The following is a 17,672-nucleotide window of genomic DNA, read 5'->3' as shown; positions in this document are numbered from 1 at the left end:
AAAGCAAAAGCAAAAGCAAAAAAGGCAGAGGGCCCGCGTAAGGGACATCTGCCTTTTTAGATCGTCGTCACATAATCAAGGTTTCAGTATAACTTTGGTACACTCGTCTTCGTGTTCGTAGAAAATCCGGTAAGCTTCCTTCGCATTTTCCAGCGCAATGCGGTGAGAGATGATCTCGGTAGGGTCGAATTCGCCAGCCGTGATTTTGCGGAAAAGCTCCGGCATATAGTGAATAACAGGGGCTTGTCCCATTCTCAGGTTAATGTTTCGTTCAAACAGATTGCCTAGGGGGAACATGTTATAGGTCGAGCCATAAACACCCGTCAGTTGCATCGTCCCGAATTTGCGCACAGCCTTGATACCGATCTCAATTGCACTTAATGTACCGCCTTGAATTTTCAGCTTCTGTCCAATTTCCTCCAAAGTGGATTTCTTGCCATCCATGCCTACACAGTCGATGACAACATCCGCTCCGCCTTGGGTTATTTCGCGAATATGTTCACCCATATCATCGTAATCTTCAAAATTAAATACTTCGGAATTATTCATTCGTTTGGCTTTGTCCAGTCGATACGGAAGACGATCCACAGCAATGACTCGTTTGGCACCTTTCATCCAGGCGAATTTTTGTGCCATCAGGCCAATCGGCCCGCTGCCGAGCACAGTTACAGTGTCTCCCGGCTTCACCCCGGCGTTCTCAACACTCCAGTACGCAGTAGGGAGCACATCGGACAGGAATAACAGGGCTTCATCCTCGAGCTCACATGATTCGGGAATCACAAAAGGCATGAAATTCCCATAAGGAACACGCAAAAATTCAGCCTGACCGCCTGGATAATTTCCGTATCGTTCCGTGAAGCCAAAATAACCTCCGGTATGAATCTCCGGATTACGGTTTGAGTTATCGCACTGACTCTCCATGTCGTGATTGCAATAAAAGCATTCGCCACAAGAGATGTTAAAAGGCAACACCACACGATCTCCTTTTTTTACTCGCGTCACTTCAGGTCCCACTTCCTCAACAATGCCCATCGGCTCATGGCCGATGACATAATCCTTCTGGGCTGGCAGAGCTCCCTGATAAATATGAAGATCTGATCCACATATGGCTGTAGAAGTAATACGCACGATGATGTCATCCTTTTGCTGCAATCGAGGATCTTCCACCTCTTTGACTTGAATATCCTTGGTTCCTTGAAAAGTAACAGCTTTCATCTTCATATTCCTCCTAGATGTATTCCTATTAAACAACAGGCCATTTTTCTTTACGCAATGAATGGAGCAGTTCGGGGGAAGCGTTCAGGTTGTCATGCACTAGCTCTTCCGGGGTTAATGCCATCCATTGATTCAGGGAGATATCCTCAAAGCGGTCACTTCTAAACATCTCCAAAAACCATAACGTATCAGTGCCCGTATTCTGAATATAATGTCCCATGGCTACAGGTACGTATCCAATATCTCCAGCCCGATAGTCGAATGTGCGTGCAATGCCATTCCCTCCAAAAACCGTCATTCTTCCTTGCCCGGTCAAATAGTATTGCCATTCATCCGCATTGGGATGCCAGTGAAGTTCGCGCATACCTCCAGGCTTGATTTCCACGAGTGCTGCGGCAACGGTTGTTGAGATCGGAAAGTTGGTGGAGTCCACAATGCGTACACTGCCTCCCGGTGTAACGATCGGTTTCTGAGCTAATAGCCGATGTTTGAAGGAGAGCGGAACCGTGCCATAGGGGGACTGCACTTCCTGGCTTGCGAGGGAACCAGGGACCTGATCCTGAAAAATGTAAACCTGTTCTGTTGGCATGGATTGGAACGCGGATTCGGGTATGCCAAAATTGACGGACAACACTTCCGGTGGCGTATGCGCAAACCAATCAGAGATGGATAATGTATTCAGATCGGAGAAGGATCCATCATCAAATACAAGCAAAAACTCACATCCATCGGCCAGGCCCTGAATGGAATGAGGCAGACCCTTTGGGAAAAACCACAGATCTCCGGGTCCCACATCTGCAATAAAATTACGACCTTGCTGATCCACGGACGTAATCCGTGCCGTACCCCAGATCATATACGCCCATTCCGATTGCTGATGCCAGTGCAACTCCCGTACGCCTCCAGGTGTGAGACTCATATTCACACCAGCCAGTGTTGTAGCGATGGGCAGATCCCGTACTGTAATTTCGCGGGACCAACCGCCATGGTTCAACTGCATATGTGTATCGGAAAAAGACATCCTCAGGTTGGGTAATAAGCCGTTGTCGGTTACCGGAGGCACCAGCATATCTGGATTTTGTAAATCTCTCATCACATCCCGAGGTCCCAGATCGGGTCCACCGGCACCATCTTTTCGTATCGGCTGCGGTATAATTAATGGCTTGCCATTGTTGTTGTTGTTGTTGTTTTCATTTTTCATATGCGGATTCCTCCAGTTCATCACTTCATCACTTCATCCATGACAGATGTTGGTATAGTGAAAGATTATGAACCAGAGCCTGGCTATTATGAGGGACGGGAATAATCTGCGGTAATGAGGTGGAAAATAACGTGAAAATTCATGATAGGTGGTGAGTGGAATGCGCAAACGTTTCAGGTTATTGCTTTACATCTGTTTCATCGTTGGGATTGTATCCACTTCGATCGCCGCGAGGCCACTGGAGGTTCAGGCCAGTCCAGATTACATAAAGAAAGACAAAGCAGCTTCTTCTCAGGAACAGTTGGCTTATTCGCTTGGGGTTCAGGCTTACATATATGGCTATCCGCTAGTAGTTATGGAACAAACGAGACAGATGGCTCTGAAAACAAGGGCTCCGCTCAATCAGTTTTATTACTCCAGCATGCTGGCTTCTCCGCAATATCACGATATTGTAACTCCTAATAGCAATACGCTTTATTTTAGCGCCTGGCTAGATCTCTCCAAAGGTCCGGTGGTCCTGAACGTTCCGGCTAATACGGATGACCGTTATTACACCGTCCAAATGCTTGATGCGTATACCAATACGTTCAGGAATGTGTCCAATCGTACGACAGAAAACAAGGCAGGGCAGTTCACCATCGTTGGACCTGGTAGAAGCAGTGATATCACCAAAGCGTCCATCCATGCCCCAACGCCAATCGTTTGGCTGCTCGGACGTGTGGAGGTGAACGGTGAAGAGGATCTGAAACGTGCAGTTGCCTTCGAGAAGCAGTTCACCCTGTCTACGATAACGAGTAAATCTGCCAGTGGTATAGAAGATGGTTCGTCTTCGAATCCGATGTCTTCCATGAAGAACGACCCGTTTGCTTTCTATAAAATCATGACGGAGCAGATTCGGCAAAACCCTCCGCCTGCCTGTGATGCAGTTCTGCTGGATCAGTTCAAGCTAGTTGGCATTGATCCTGCCAAGGGATTTGAACCAGCTGATCTGAATGCTGCCACGAAAGCCGGACTGTTGCGTGCTGCAAAGGATGCGCAAGGTATCATTACGAATTCAGTCAAATCCATTCCAACCACCAATGGGTGGTATGTCGGCCGTGATATTGGAACCTATGGCAACCAATTTCTGCTGCGAGCTGTCGTTGCATATTCTGGTTTGGGCGCTAATGTCCCGGAGGAAGAGCTATATGCACGTGCATTTACAGATCAAAATGGGGAAAAGCTGCATGGAACGCAACGGTATGTGTTGCATTTTAACAAGAATGATCTTCCGCAGGTGACCGGATTTTGGTCTCTCACCCTGTATGGCTCTGATTTTTATCTGGTCGAAAATGCCATTGGCAGATATTCAATTGGGGATTTGACGAAAGGTTTGCTGTACAATCCTGACGGATCGCTGGACATATATATCCAGCAATCTGCTCCTGAAGGGAAAGAATCGAATTGGCTTCCTGCACCACCAGGTGAATTCAATTTGGTGCTGAGGATGTTTGCGCCGAAACCATCCATGCTAGATGGGGAATATGAAGTACCTCCGGTCGCTCGGATACAATAGGAATGCCTAGATACCATACATGTAAGGAGTAAAATGGATCCAAAGGAACATCAAAAAGACGTGACCGATACGCTCGGTCACGTCTTTTTGATGAGTAAAGAAGAAAGCTCAGACACTTTTTTTGCTTACAGGATCGGTCTTGGAGTCAAGCTGCAAAAATTCATGCTCATAAATTTCATGTACTCTGTTCAAAATTGCCGAGCCTTGATCCGTAAAACGAAGATTGGCGGGTTTGTTTTTCATCAGGAACGTACCGGATGTAAGTTTGGTTTGCGCAATGGCAGCGTTATAAAGCAGAGAAGCTCCGTGACTTGGATGTGGGAAGAACAGCTTCATGATTGGTTTAATATAAAAGGGCAGTCCAGATGTTTTATTACCTCTGAGTGTATTGTTGCCCCCAGGGTCCACACTGAGTAACCGAATTCCTTTAGCCGCAGGGGTAGAAGCAGCTTCGTGTGTCCATAAAGACAGTGCGAGCTTTGAAGTGGCATAAGGACCAAACAACTTTTTGAACTCGGCTGGATGTTCCAGGATGTCCAGGTTAAACTGTTTAACCATATTAAACGCACTGGTGGATGTATTAATAACGGTTTTCAAGGTGCTTTTGTGAAGAAGATCCTGTAGTTCCATGTAAATGATGTACGGCACCACGGTCTGTAATTCAAAGTGCATTTCATGTCCCTGATCGGACAAACGAAGATCGTAACCGCTGCCCCCGGCATTATTGAACAACACATCGATGGTATCCGTTTCGGATTTAATTTGATTCAGTGCTTTTCTCAGATTATCGTACTGAGTAAGATTAGCTTGAACCCAACGGAGCTGACCGGAGCGCAATCCGTCCTGAATATCACTGTCTTCCTTCGGAAAAGCGGAACGGTTAAGGCCGATAACTTGCCAGCCTTCCGCTAACAAGGTGCGGGTCAGTTCAAGACCGATTCCCGAAGTTGATCCTGTAATTAAGGCTGTACGACGTGTATGGTTTGAATTCATATAAATACCTCCTGAGTGAATGGTGTGACAGGGCCAATCTGTCTAATGCGCTCATTCTACAATTTGGAGTCGACTCCAAGTCAAGCGTACTGTTGGTTTATATTTTAATTTTTTGGATGCGGTATCTATAAACGCATAACAACCTTGACTTGGAGCTGACTCCAAGTTGTAAGATAGAGATCAATGAAGGCGGAGGAGGTCGACGATGATGAATGATACTGAAGTGTTCTCCATTAAAGAGACGTCAGAACAGGCCGGGCTATCGGAAGATACCATTCGTTATTATGAGAAGATTGGACTTCTTCCCCGGGCTGAACGCAAGGCCAATCGCCATCGGGTATACCGTCCGGAGGACATCCAGACAATGAAGCTTATTACTTGTTTGAAAAAAACAGGCATGTCTCTGGAGGAGATGAAGCCTTATCTACAGATGTCGATGGATTCGGACCTTGAAGATTTCCCGGATGAGCGTGAAATGCTGCTGAACCATCGAAAAAAGATTGAAGCCCAGATTGCATCCTTGCAGCAGATCGTCGATTTTATCGATGAGAAGATGGAGAAGCGTAGCATGTTTCCGGATGAGTGCCCGATTACCGGGGAGAATCAGATGTCTGTATTTGAAAAAAAGAACATCTTCTCCTGAGCGCTGCTAGCCAGCGGAACCCAAAAACCACGTCATTATGACGTGGTTTTTTTGCTTATATTTAGCATTCGATATGGAGTATATGGCGAAGGCGTTTGATATCACTTTTGGGAGGAAGACCATACATGCGAGCGTACTCCCGACTGAATTGGGAAGGACTCTCGTACCCAACCTGGAATGCAGCATCGGCTGCATCGGTTGAAACCTGCAAGCAGCATTCGCCGTGCCTCCTGCAATCGAATCTGTTTTTGATATTGCAGTGGACTCATGGCGGTAATGGCTTTGCCGTGACACCAACAGCCGCGGTATATTGTGCAACTAAGTACGCGGTCCGTGCGATCTCGGAGGGTCTGCGCCAGGAAGTAGGCGCAGATATCCGCGTGACCCTCGTATCGCCAGGTGTGACTGAATCCGAACTTGCCGAATCCATCTCTGATGAAGAAGCTCGCGAGCTCTAGGTTGCAATATGGTATAGTATGATCAAGTAACGCACCAGAGAGAGGGGAATAATGCATTGACGCTGCAACAGCTAAAATATGTGATTGAAGTCGCCACGCGTGGCTCGATGAATGAAGCCGCCAAGCGGCTGTTTATTTCCCAGCCCAGCCTGTCGAATGCCATTCGGGATCTGGAGCAGGAACTGCGGATTACCATTTTTGAACGTACAAATAAAGGAATTACGTTGTCCAAAGAAGGCGTGGAATTTCTAAGTTATGCGCGCCAGGTGGTGGAGCAGGCGGAATTGCTGGAGAATCGTTATTTGAATGCGAAGCCGTCTCCGCAGCATTTCTCCGTCTCCACACAGCACTATGCTTTTGCAGTGAATGCCTTCGTGAAGCTGGTGCAGCAGTATGGACAGGATGAATATGAACTGGCTCTGCGGGAGACGAAAACGTATGAGATTATCCAGGATGTAAAAAGCCTGCGCAGCGAGATTGGCATTCTATATCTGAATGAATTCAATTCCAAGGTAATTAACAAGCTGCTTAAGGATGCGGGGCTGGTGTTTAACAGTCTGTTTGTTGCCAAGCCGCATATTTTTATCAGTGTGCAAAATCCGCTGGCGAAGCAGGAATCGGTTGCGATTGAACAGCTTCAGGATTATCCCTACCTGTCCTTTGACCAGGGGGAATATAACTCCTTCCATTTTTCAGAGGAGATCCTAAGCACGCTTTCTCATCCCAAAAGCATACAGGTTAACGACCGGGCCACGCTGTTTAATCTACTGATCGGTTTAAACGGATACACCATCTCGACAGGTGTGCTTAGTGCCGACCTGAATGGGAATGAGATCATCCCCGTCCCGCTGGAGTGTGAAGAGACTATTAATGTCGGTTGGATCAGCCACAAAAATGCTTCGCTTTCCAATCTGGGTATGGAGTATGTTCAGGCTTTGCATGAGGCGATTCAGTCCTAAATGGTCATGGGAAAACCGTTTCCGTTCCAACGGAGTCGGTTTTTTTGTTGGTTTATATCATTCTGGTCTAGGGTACAATACTATCTTCCCGTATAATATAGAAACAGATGCGTAATAGTACGAAGGGAGGACGGTCAGTGCGAGTTTTATACCGAAATAAGAGTGAACAGCATGAGTTGACGATATATGATACTTCCAAGCTGTATGGGGAAAAGGGCCGATTTCGTGTGCTGGAATTCTCCGATGCAGCAGTACAGGGGGCAATGAATCTGGACGAGCCATTCCGAATGGTGCTGGAGTATCCAAGAGCAATGGTTCACCTGATGGAACGAAATAATCCCGATTATGAATCGGTTTTTATAATTGGACACGGCATCGGAACCTTATCAAGCTATTTGTCTAACCGTCAAGTAAAAGTCGCCGAACTCGATGCGGAAGTCATTGAGCTCAGCAGAACTTTCTTTGGATATAGTGGAGATCATGTGTTGGTTGGTGACGGTCGTGAACTATTGGAGCAGGAGGCATCAGGCTCATACCATTATATTATTGTAGATGCTTTTACGGCTGCGGGAACACCTGCACAGTTTACTTCAAGCTCATTTTTCACGATGCTAAAAGACAAATTGCATTCTGGTGGTATCGTATTGCTGAATGTATTTGGGCGTGCAGGCAATGACAGACTGGTGAATGCGATTCATACCACGTTACAGGAACACTTCGCTTATACGCGCTCATTTGCATTGCCAGCTGAAACTGCTGATGAAGTCCAAAATCGCATTTTGGTCGGTTGTGACGGACCGATTTCATTTCAAACGCGTCATATGGCTGGGTTTGTAGAACAGCAGCCTGGCGAGGGATATGTTATTTTGGATTCAAATGTATTTTAATCTCGAATACAGATCCAGAAGATTCCGAAAAAAATTGTCATTTCATGTAATCAATTGTCATTAATTCGTCAATGTTCCTATGTAATTATTCGAACTTCACAAACTATTTATTTCTTCTTAACAACTTTCGTATAAGATAGAAGGAATATGCCTTTTCATGAAAAACCGGGGGAAGCAATAATGATCGCAGATAATAAAACATCCAGATTAAGAAGAAAAGTAAGGGAGATCAAAAAAATCAGCCTTACCGCTCTGTTGAGTGGATTGGTCACCATTGCTGTTTTGATGACATTGACCATTATGTTTATTTCGTCTTATACATCCCAGAAGCAATCGCTGATTGATAATACGCTCTCACTTAATTTTTCAAGTGCCGTGCAGATGAGCCAAACACTGGACTCGTTGTTTCAATCCATGCAGACCAGTTTGAAGTATTCAGCCAACTATTTTCCGGAAATAGACTATGATGACACCAAAAAACTGGATTCCACACTGGATTTAATTCGAAACAGCAGTAATTATTTTAATTCGGTTTCTCTGATCGATGCATCGGGTATAATCCGGAGTTCATCTCCTTATTTGAAAAAAAGCCTCGGACAGCCTATAACTTCTAATGCAGCGAAAAATGCGTTTAAATCGAGGTCTTCCTATATATCCGAAGCGTATCGTGCGCCGTATTCGGAACGAAGAATCGTTTTTGTGAGTGAACCGATCTTCAGTCCATCAGGTGAATTCGAAGGTTTGATTAGTGGGAGCATCTATCTACAGGAAAACAACATCTTGAACCTGTCATTTGGCAGTCAGCTGAAGACCAGTAATGGCTCTTATTTTTTTATTGTTGATGCCAAAGGGACGTTGTTGTTTCACCCGGATACGGAAAGAATCGGTGAAAATCTAAGCGAAAATCAAGTTGTGAAGAAATTGCTTAACGACCAGACAGGCAAAGAACAATACAAGAATCTGGCGGGTGTGGATTCACTCGCAGGTTATTATAAGGTCCCGGCAACAGATTGGGGAGTTGTCGTTGTATCTCCAACCCAGATGGTATACGATCAGCTGAATCAACATATTCGCATGTTGCTGCTGTACACTTCAATCCCGTTTATCATTCTGACACTTATCGTTATTCGTGTAGCGCGCAAGTTGGCTAGTCCATTTGTTTATCTTGCGGACCTGGTTAACCAGGTGGATCAGGGCAAAATAGATCTGCCTGTAATGAAGCCGCATTGGAACAGGGAAGCGGACTTGTTAACACGCACCGTGCTGACTGCATTGGCGAATTTTCGAAAGCAGAAGGATCAGCTTACCTATGATGCCAGAACGGATGTATTAACCGGAATGACCAATCGTAGAACATTTGAAGAAGTCATTCAGCAGTGGATTGATGAAGAAGTACCGTTCTCCATTGTGGTATTGGATATTGATCGCTTCAAATCCATAAATGATACGTATGGGCATCATGCGGGGGATCAGGTTCTGAAGCATATCGCCAATATCATTAAACTGTCGGTTCGGACGCAGGATGTATGCTCCCGGTTTGGCGGGGAGGAGTTTGTTGTGTTATTGCGACATACGGAGTCCAAAACAGCGTATCAGATTGCCGAGCATATCCGTGTATCGGTGGAACAAAGTATATTGCCCATTGATCGTTCTGTGACGATTTCGGCAGGCATTGCCGAATATCCACTGCATTCCACAACGGCGACAGAGTTGTTCCATTTGGCGGATAATGCGTTATATCAAGCCAAGGAAGAGGGGCGTAATCGTACCATTACCATTCAAACGGTCATAAAATAAGGTTTACTCATCTTTCATTTCGAAATCAAAAGAAGCTAATCCCATCGAAGAAAGGGATAGCTTCTTTTGTCTTTTGTTTAGACCTCTTGTGATCTGGCCTGGACTTCATTTGTATACTGTTCTCCCCAGTCTCGCATGCTGTAAATAATCGGCTGTAGCGTTTCTCCAAACGGTGTAAGCGAATATTCCACTTTGGGTGGAACCTGAGGATAGATTTCTCTGTGAACAATTCCGCTGCTTTCCAGCTCTCTTAATTGGAGAGTTAACATCCGCTGAGTAATATCAGGGAATAACTTTCTGATCTCGTTGAATCTTAACGAGCCGGAGAATAGGTGATATAGAATCGCACCTTTCCATTTGCCTCCAATGACGCTCAGCGTGACTTCGACGGAACAGCCATAAGGCGAGGGGCACCCATCGGCCGGGTTTTTTCTCATTATAATTGCACCTCCAGTTCGTGGTGGTTATTTATAGTATCAATTTTAGTACTACAGCACATAAATGTACATATCATTCATCTATGAGCATATCACTTCTCCCTTGGATTATAAACCCCATCCCATACATCTACATGAAGATAAAACAACAAAGAACCCCGGTTTCGTATCACGAAACATCGAGGTTCTCAAGAATGAAAGGCTTGATTAGAATAAAGTGTCCAGGGAGTAAGCTCCAGCACCCGCAAGTGCAACACCGATCAGTGATCCAAGCAGAACCAGATTGTACTCGAATCCTCCGTTCAGATTCCAAAGTCCTTTACCTGCATGGACTTTTGCTATGGCAACAACCATAGGGATGATGAGCAAAATGACAGCAAAACCAGTCCACAGACCTGCCCCAAACAGGAATCCGCCGATCAACTCAATAAGGCCTCCACAGACAGCCATAACTCTTGCGGGCCTCAGACCAATCGCCCCGAAAAATTCGGCTGTTCCTGATATGCCTTCTCCTCCAAACCAGCCAAACAGTTTCTTGCATGCATGACCCATCATAATGAAACCAATAACAAGTCGAATGATAAGTAATCCGGCGTCTAACATGTGCTTCTTTCCTCTTCTCTAGTTGTATAAAATGATTGGTCTTATATCGTATGAACGTCAGATCAGCGACGCCAGAATGGTATCACATAGCGCCATGGTTTCAATATTATCCTTACCACTGGAATGTGGATCAGATTTGTTCTGGCAGCATTCCATAAAATGAGCCATCTCACCAACAAATCCTCGTAAGTAGAGATCACGATAAGCCCCTGACATGGGAGAGCCGGAAGGCGTGAAAACAGTATCCTGCTCCTCAAGGGATTTCCAGGGGAGGTTATCCCCTGTACGAGATTGATGAACCGTAAGTGTGTTAATCTCATCTGCTAACGCAAATCCGTCGTCAAAGGTAACTAGTACACTTTCGCTTTCGCGTGACCATGCACTCATGCCAACAAAGTAGGCACTGCCCACCACACCATGATCAAATTTCAGGGAAATGCTCTGGTTAATATGTTCTCCGTCCTTAACCGTTGTGCCTGTGACCTGTGCGGCTTCCCCGAACAGAAAACGCATCAAATCGACCATATGAATGGCGGCGAGCTTCATGAATTGTTCTTCATCCTTGCAGAATGGTGTGCTGTCTACAGCGAATTTCATTTGGAAAGAACGTGCTTTGCCCATTGTTCCACTATCAATCAATTCCTTGAGTTTAATGTAGACCGGCGCATATCGTTTCATGAATCCAACCATGACAACCACACCTGCCTTTTGGGCAGCTTCAGCCACAGCAGCAGCTTCGGCAGCATTCCATCCGAGGGGTTTATCCACGTATACATTTTTGCCAGCCCAGATGCATTCAAGGGCAAGTGCTGTCTGATCCTCTGGTTGCGCCACAACAACGACGCCGTCACAGTCTTCATTCTGCAGCATCAGCTGAGTATTGTCATAGGCTTTCCCGCTGCTCCCAAAACGAAGGAGAGCCGCCTCGGACCGTTCAATACTGCGAGTGGCGATGGCCTGAATGTCTGCTCCTGCTTCAACAGCAGATGGATATATATTCGTGGATGCATGGAATCCTGCACCGATAAAACAAAGTTTGGCTTTTCTCATATGGACCTCTCCTTTAAATTCATATCACCATTCTTAATGACTAGATCTTGTAACTTAAATGCTTCAACATCTGTCCGGCGATAGTGTTGTTAACGCTATGAGGAACCGGCTGTGGTCCGAGGGTGAGATGTTGGCGTTGCTGTACAAGATATAGGAGGGAGGCGGCTTGCAGGGACAAGCCCAGATCCATCGTTTCGGCAGGGTTGCCGCTGCCACCAGCCAGGTTCAGCATCTCGCCTTGAGTAAGTAACATGAGTCGACGTCCGTTGGCTAATGTAAATTGTTCGATATCCGATGTCAGTTGTTCTGTATGCTCCGCCTCTTGACGAAGACTTTCCAGATCCATCTCCCAAGAAAAATGTCCGGCATTGGCGAGGATCGTTCCATCATTCATTTGATTAAAATGTTCCTTCAGAATGGCGTTAGAACGGCCAGTGACAGTAATGTACACTTGGGCAAATGTAAATGTATCCTCCAATCGTGCCACTCTAAATCCATCCAGCGCCGCTTCCAGGCCAGCAATCGGATCGGTTTCAACAACGACGACCTGGCTGCCCAGATTCCGCAAATATCTGGCAATGCCTCGTCCGCAGGTTCCATAACCTACGATGACGAAACGACGTGTAGGCAGAATCAGGTTTGTAGTACGCATGAAACCTTCAATAATGGTCTGTCCAACACCATGTTCATTTTCCATGATTCGTTTGAGTGGACTATCATTAATAACAATGATCGGGAAAGGAATGTTCTCACCCGTCTCTTCACGCAGCAGATTGGCCCCGGTCGTTGTCTCCTCCGTACCACCAATCAGAGAATGAGTATCATACTGTTGAATGAACGTACGCGCCAGATCAGCTCCGTTATCCATGAGGAGATGGGGTTGGTGACGAAGTACACTGTGGATATTTTGCAGGTGCTCATTGCGCCTGTCTGCACGTTGACCATATACCGTGATGCCTTCTTCTTGCAGAGCTGCTGCGACGGCGTCTTTGGTTGTACCCGGGCTGCCAGTCAATACAACGTTGGCACCACCTGCTTGGAGTGTGCGGCATAATACAGCTGTTTTAGGCTCCACATGAATACATATACCGATGGTTAAACCAGCAAAAGGCAGCTCTTTGGCAAACTGAGATTTCAATTCGCCGAGCATGGGCATATGCAACTCCGTCCAGTGAATGTTGCGTTTTCCTTCTTCAATACGTTCATGTGTTGTGTTCTTGATCGTCATGCAAAACTCCCCTTTTCTATGCAAGGTATAGCGTGTCCAACAGGACACTTGATCTGCTTAATGTCTACGATAGGGAGTTTGATGGGGTTAAAAAAGGACATATGTCCTATTCATTGCAGCTTGGAAAAAAGGTATTGCAAACTTATTTCAGAGCATGTATACTCTTAATTACGGTAAAACAAGCGATTGCTTGACCGGAGTACTTTTCATCCATGATGAGAAGATACATATTATGCGGTCGTGGCGGAATTGGCAGACGCGCACGGTTCAGGTCCGTGTGGGCTAACCCCCGTGGAGGTTCGAGTCCTCTCGACCGCATCGAAGAAAAAAAGCTCGCGAAATTGCTCTAAAGGCAATTCGCGAGCTTTTTTTGTTTTTTATTTATTGAATATGAATTGTTGCACACATAGGCCTGCAATCGCTCCAGCAATACCAAAGAGCGCAACGCTGGCCATCACCTCATATGCCTGGAAGCGAAACAAAAAGGCGATGCCGCTGCCAAATGTCGTTCCTGCGAGAAATCCGAGAGAAATTCCTATTTCTTTGGTTAATTTCATAGGTTCACCTGCTTGGGAATGTGAGTTTGGGGTTTGCAAATTTTTAATACAGGAAGTAAAGTGTGATCAGGAAAATACTCACATTTTATTTCCTTTTTTCATTTTGTGGTTTTAACCATGTAATTATGCATGATATTTCTTAAGGGAGGTTAAAAGCGGATGAATATGAACAAGCGAATTGCCGTATGGAACGAAGAAGCGCAAAATTGTACTTGTGGGCATGATCATCGGTTGGTGCAAATGCAGGTCTATCTGGAGCATGGAGCTGTTCAGCGGTTACCTGGCTATTTGTCCGAGCAAGGGTACAGACATGTAACAGTGGTATATGATCGATTTACAGGTCCGGCAGCAGGATACGAGGTGGTAAAGAACATTCGAGAAGCAGGCGTTCATGTGGATGAGATATGCATGCCAGAGAACAAAGCAGGGGACGTGATCGCCGATGAGGGCGGGATTGTGCAGGTACTGCTCGGTGTGAAACAAGAAAGTCAGGCGATCATTGCTGCTGGTTCAGGGACCATTCATGATCTGGTGCGATTTGTTTGCTCCAAAATGAACAAGCCCTTTCTGTCAGTGCCTACAGCAGCTTCGGTTGACGGATTTACCTCAGCGGGTGCACCTCTTATTGTAAGCGGCGTCAAACAGACTTTCCAGGCGGTACCGCCTAAAGCTATTTTTGCGGACATCGATATTTTAGAGCAAGCCCCCCAAGAGATGAATGCAGCCGGATTCGGAGATATGCTTGGTAAATATACATCACTGGCGGACTGGGTGGTTTCCAGGGATCTGGGTGGAGAACCGTTCTGCCCCGTAGCTTATCGCATGACAGAAGAAGCACTAACGACCTGTGTGGAGCATGTACAAGGTATCGCTGAAGGACGGGCCGATGGTGTGAGTGTATTGATGGATGCGCTGATTGCTTCCGGCATTTCCATGCTAATCATTGATCATTCTCGTCCGGCATCCGGTGGAGAACATCATCTGTCTCATCGGTGGGAGATGGATTTGATGGAGTCAGGGCACAAGCCTGTTTTGCATGGTGCCAAAGTGGGAGTGGCCTGTGCACTGCTTACCGTAAAATACAAAGATCTTGCACAAAAATCCGACGAGCCGGTATTCCATGTATACAATAATCTGCCGGATGCATCTCAGCTTATAGCTTGGCTTGATCAAGTTGGGGGACCTACAACGACTGAACAACTAGGTGTATCCATGGAGATGGTGGAACATGCTTTCAACACAGCTCATTTGCTTCGTGATCGTTATACGGGACTGAAATATATCAACGAGACTCTAAACGTGGGTTCGAAATAAGGATGGGAAAAATAATATGAACAAGTGTTATCTTATGCATTTAGTTGTACGTACAAATTAAGAGTGAATCCTGTAATGTACGAGACAAGGAAGTGTTGTTGTTTACGCTAGAGGTGCTTGTGCTTGATTCGATAGCAAAAAATCACATGAATTTTTGAAAAACACGGTCATACAAGGGGTAAGGATAGATTGAACCAAACGTTATATGAGCTGAATTAGAGTTTGAATTAAAGCCTACTTCCTTAAGGGAAAGGCTTTTTTTGTACTTAATATAAAGTGTTGGTTTAATTGTTCGTACAAATATAATGTGAAAATGAAGCTAACGATGAAGTTTTATTTCTTTAAATAATCCATGATTTAATGGACTGGTTGGTTAGCATTGATGAGGTATATATGGGTATAAGTCGCCGCGCCTTTCGACAATGGGATTTTCGCCTCGTTCAGAGAGCACGCTGTACCGGCCCAGGTTAAGGAGTGACTGGGAATGAAGGGAATGATGCATCCAAAGCTGTTTGGAGGGCAAGAGGGCGGCTTATCGCCCCTGAGAGACGATGCTGAGTACACCCGACTGGAGAAATGGTAACCTAATAAAATTTGTACGATGAAAGTGTATTTTAAAAAGGCTCTGTCTTTCCCAATGGGGAGAGGACAGAGCCTTTTGGTTGTTCGCTAATTTAGTTATTGTGGCGATCTTTCAAGATGACATCTGCGAACAAAATAGTTTTCGGGATGCGGAAAAATTGTTCCGCTTGTTCCTGAAACGCAGCAGAAGGCAGCGTTCCCTGATGCAGCCATTTGCGGAAAGTGCCGGGGTGAACCCCGATCCAGTGGCTGACATCTGTCACCGACAAATCATGGACCATACACAAGCCTGTTAGAATACGGTTGCTAACCGGAGAACGGGTCACCGTACGCTTCATGAAGCGGGAAGGCTCGGGCTGACAAATGACAGGGCTTTTGCGTACCACTTCTTCATTAAAAAGAATGTGGCGCGGGTAGCCGAGCAATTGGCATGCCTTGTCCAAATTGGTACTGCCGGGTATCCGTCCTTCATACACCCACGCGCTGACGCTGCGTGAAGAGATGGATAGATCTTCGGCGAGCTGAGACAACTTGATATCATTGGCCATCAGCACGGCAAGAAGAACACGGTTGCGGATTTGACAGCGTGTCGGTTTTCGGAATCGTTTAACACGGACGCCTTTTCCCAAATATTTACGGTTGATCAGAGACCACGCCTGGATGGAATGTTGTTCTGGTTGATTAGGCATATTTCCTCCGATTTTTTTAACCAAATACTACAATAAGTACGGGGGTACTTTCAAGTGCCGGGTGCACCTGTTTCAAAAGAGTGGATGCGCGAATCCGCTACAAAGGAGGAATTATGAACTAGACCAGACGCAATTCACATCCTAGTATATTCCTAGATTACAATGTTTCACTAAATTTAAGGGATCAAATAGATAATGAATAAAAATAAAATGAGTCTAATTACCTATTAGTGAGACTTTAGTACTTTTATCTATTTTTTGTTGATATGATGCGGTTTATTTCCCTGATTTACCCATAAATATTCGATTCCCGTTAAAGGAACCCATTTCCAATGTGCACAAATCTGAAATTAGAAATCCGCGTGTTCAGCAAGGCATGTGGACTGTCAAAATCTCTTATTCTTACATATCTTGTATGGAGATCAATGAGAGGGAGAGGTGAGAAACGTGAGTCCATCCGTAAGTACCTTTGCTGCCATTTCAGGGGCGTTCATGACGTTTGCTTTTGGTGGATGGGATCAGTTGCTTAGCTTGCTGGCGGTTGCAATGGCTGTGGATTATATTACGGGTCTCGCTGCGGCAGTAAGAACGGGAAAAGGATTGAATAGTAATGTTGGATTCTGGGGGCTCGCGCGCAAAGGTCTCATGCTAACGGTTATTCTGCTTGCCCACCGAATTGACATGCTCATGGGAACTGACATCATTAAAGGGGGAGCCATCTACTTTTATCTGGTGAATGAGCTGATATCCATTACCGAAAATTATGCCCGCATTGGGCTTCCATTGCCTGACAAGCTCAGACAGGCTATAGCGGTGCTGAAAAAACAGGAGGGATTGTCTGACAGGGAGTGGCCTCAACCACAGCCAAACGTGGAGAATAAGGAGACAAAAGAACAAGCAGCAGAAGTCGTACCGGAAAAACAGACAAACCAAAGTGAACAGACGGATAATATGTCTCAGGAGAAATCCAAGGCGAATGAAAGCAGCCCCGATTAGATAGTCTTTGAAGAGAACGTTTCCAAGTATCCTTTCGTAATAGAGGACGTTATGATATATTTTGGATACAAGAAAATTCAATCATACCAATTATTATACTTAAAATGAGGTGCTTGTCTGATGATTAAACATATTGTTCTGTTTAAAATGAAAGATCGTTCTCCTGAAAGTATCGAAGCGGCTGCGAATGTTCTTCGCAATCTGCAAGGGAAAATTGATGTTCTGGTCTCGCTTGAAGTGGGTATCGACGTGCTTCGTTCGGACAGATCTTTTGACATCTCACTTACGGCAGAATTTGCATCACTGGAAGATCTTCAGGCATATCAGGTGCATCCGCTGCATCAAGAAGTCATCAAGTATATGAACGAGGTCAGAGAGCAGTCGATTGCAGTGGACTACGAAATCTAATCTGTTATTCATTCTACTTTGGATAAAGGGGACTCTGCATGAGCGATTTAAGAGACGTTATGGAATTTTTATATATTTTTGTCGTGTTTCTGATCGCTTG

16 protein-coding genes, 1 tRNA gene and 3 pseudogenes are annotated in these 17,672 nt (G+C 45.5%); 10 read left to right on the top strand and 10 right to left on the bottom strand.

The window, feature by feature from the left end:
* Positions 1-75: 75 nt before the first annotated feature.
* Complete coding sequence (locus CRO25_RS10600; protein WP_079694880.1) at positions 76-1,215, bottom strand: zinc-dependent alcohol dehydrogenase; 1,140 nt, start codon at positions 1,213-1,215, stop codon at positions 76-78.
* A 28-nt stretch (positions 1,216-1,243) separates the two neighbouring features.
* Positions 1,244-2,416 carry an oxalate decarboxylase family bicupin gene (locus tag CRO25_RS10595; RefSeq protein WP_079694879.1) on the bottom strand — a complete coding sequence of 391 codons (1,173 nt, stop codon included), beginning with the start codon at positions 2,414-2,416 and terminating at the stop codon, positions 1,244-1,246.
* Positions 2,417-2,576: 160 nt separating this feature from the next.
* On the opposite strand from CRO25_RS10595, the gene CRO25_RS10590 reads away from it, so the two are divergent.
* Entirely contained in the window at positions 2,577-3,971 is a 1,395-nt protein-coding gene (locus tag CRO25_RS10590) for a DUF1254 domain-containing protein (protein WP_097115756.1), read from the top strand.
* Between the two features lie 108 nt (positions 3,972-4,079).
* Here CRO25_RS10590 and CRO25_RS10585 read toward each other — a convergent pair whose 3' ends face one another.
* A complete protein-coding gene (locus tag CRO25_RS10585; RefSeq protein WP_079694877.1) occupies positions 4,080-4,964 on the bottom strand; it encodes an SDR family NAD(P)-dependent oxidoreductase in 885 nt (294 codons plus the stop codon).
* Between the two features lie 205 nt (positions 4,965-5,169).
* Between CRO25_RS10585 and CRO25_RS10580 the strand changes: the two genes are divergently transcribed.
* The gene (locus CRO25_RS10580; protein ID WP_072732282.1) at positions 5,170-5,607 is read left to right on the top strand and encodes a MerR family transcriptional regulator; all 438 of its coding nucleotides are present in this window, start codon (positions 5,170-5,172) and stop codon (positions 5,605-5,607) included.
* A gap of 61 nt (positions 5,608-5,668) precedes the next feature.
* Here CRO25_RS10580 and CRO25_RS33825 read toward each other — a convergent pair.
* Positions 5,669-5,897 (bottom strand): annotated as a pseudogene (locus CRO25_RS33825) (helix-turn-helix domain-containing protein); the annotation flags it as partial.
* On the opposite strand from CRO25_RS33825, the pseudogene CRO25_RS10570 reads away from it, so the two are divergent.
* From CRO25_RS10570 to CRO25_RS10555, 4 genes and pseudogenes are all read left to right on the top strand, one after another.
* Positions 5,856-6,059: pseudogene (locus CRO25_RS10570) on the top strand (SDR family NAD(P)-dependent oxidoreductase); the annotation flags it as partial. The pseudogenes CRO25_RS33825 and CRO25_RS10570 sit on opposite strands and share 42 nt — an antisense overlap.
* Positions 6,060-6,121: 62 nt before the next feature.
* On the top strand, positions 6,122-7,024 hold the full coding sequence (locus CRO25_RS10565; RefSeq protein ID WP_079694876.1) for a LysR family transcriptional regulator: 903 nt from the start codon (positions 6,122-6,124) through the stop codon (positions 7,022-7,024).
* 137 nt (positions 7,025-7,161) lie between these two features.
* The gene (locus CRO25_RS10560; RefSeq protein ID WP_256863615.1) at positions 7,162-7,911 is read left to right on the top strand and encodes a spermidine synthase; all 750 of its coding nucleotides are present in this window, start codon (positions 7,162-7,164) and stop codon (positions 7,909-7,911) included.
* 180 nt (positions 7,912-8,091) lie between these two features.
* On the top strand, positions 8,092-9,708 hold the full coding sequence (locus CRO25_RS10555) for a sensor domain-containing diguanylate cyclase (RefSeq protein ID WP_079694874.1): 1,617 nt from the start codon (positions 8,092-8,094) through the stop codon (positions 9,706-9,708).
* Positions 9,709-9,785: 77 nt separating this feature from the next.
* On the opposite strand, the gene CRO25_RS10550 is transcribed toward CRO25_RS10555, so the two are convergent.
* The 4 genes from CRO25_RS10550 to CRO25_RS10535 form a co-directional block, all read right to left on the bottom strand.
* On the bottom strand, positions 9,786-10,145 hold the full coding sequence (locus tag CRO25_RS10550; RefSeq protein ID WP_064639235.1) for a helix-turn-helix domain-containing protein: 360 nt from the start codon (positions 10,143-10,145) through the stop codon (positions 9,786-9,788).
* Positions 10,146-10,352: 207 nt separating this feature from the next.
* A complete protein-coding gene (locus tag CRO25_RS10545; protein ID WP_079694873.1) occupies positions 10,353-10,748 on the bottom strand; it encodes a DoxX family protein in 396 nt (131 codons plus the stop codon).
* 57 nt (positions 10,749-10,805) lie between these two features.
* On the bottom strand, positions 10,806-11,798 hold the full coding sequence (locus tag CRO25_RS10540) for a Gfo/Idh/MocA family protein (RefSeq protein WP_079694872.1): 993 nt from the start codon (positions 11,796-11,798) through the stop codon (positions 10,806-10,808).
* 40 nt (positions 11,799-11,838) lie between these two features.
* Positions 11,839-13,026 carry an adenosylhomocysteinase gene (locus tag CRO25_RS10535; protein WP_079694871.1) on the bottom strand — a complete coding sequence of 396 codons (1,188 nt, stop codon included), beginning with the start codon at positions 13,024-13,026 and terminating at the stop codon, positions 11,839-11,841.
* A 234-nt stretch (positions 13,027-13,260) separates the two neighbouring features.
* On the opposite strand from CRO25_RS10535, the gene CRO25_RS10530 reads away from it, so the two are divergent.
* Positions 13,261-13,344: transfer RNA gene (locus tag CRO25_RS10530), tRNA-Leu, on the top strand.
* 59 nt (positions 13,345-13,403) lie between these two features.
* On the opposite strand, the gene CRO25_RS10525 is transcribed toward CRO25_RS10530, so the two are convergent.
* The gene (locus CRO25_RS10525) at positions 13,404-13,583 is read right to left on the bottom strand and encodes a hypothetical protein (RefSeq protein ID WP_063564909.1); all 180 of its coding nucleotides are present in this window, start codon (positions 13,581-13,583) and stop codon (positions 13,404-13,406) included.
* 159 nt (positions 13,584-13,742) lie between these two features.
* Here CRO25_RS10525 and CRO25_RS10520 point away from each other — a divergent pair, with 159 nt between their 5' ends.
* A complete protein-coding gene (locus CRO25_RS10520) occupies positions 13,743-14,897 on the top strand; it encodes a sn-glycerol-1-phosphate dehydrogenase (protein ID WP_079694870.1) in 1,155 nt (384 codons plus the stop codon).
* A gap of 674 nt (positions 14,898-15,571) precedes the next feature.
* Here the strand turns inward: CRO25_RS10520 and CRO25_RS10515 are convergent.
* Positions 15,572-16,168 (bottom strand): helix-turn-helix transcriptional regulator, encoded by a 597-nt coding sequence (locus CRO25_RS10515; RefSeq protein ID WP_024629188.1) that lies wholly within the window; start codon positions 16,166-16,168, stop codon positions 15,572-15,574.
* 438 nt (positions 16,169-16,606) lie between these two features.
* Here CRO25_RS10515 and CRO25_RS10510 point away from each other — a divergent pair.
* Positions 16,607-16,999, top strand: a pseudogene (locus CRO25_RS10510) (holin family protein); the annotation flags it as partial.
* A gap of 285 nt (positions 17,000-17,284) precedes the next feature.
* Positions 17,285-17,572 (top strand): Dabb family protein, encoded by a 288-nt coding sequence (locus CRO25_RS10505; protein WP_063564906.1) that lies wholly within the window; start codon positions 17,285-17,287, stop codon positions 17,570-17,572.
* The last annotated feature ends 100 nt before the right edge of the window (positions 17,573-17,672 follow it).

Origin of the sequence: Paenibacillus sp. RU5M, from assembly GCF_900221055.1 — a bacterium.
Classification (GTDB): Bacteria; Bacillota; Bacilli; order Paenibacillales; family Paenibacillaceae; genus Paenibacillus; species Paenibacillus marchantiae.
Note: the sequence above shows the minus strand (reverse complement) of the source record. Positions and strands in the feature narration are given on the sequence as shown.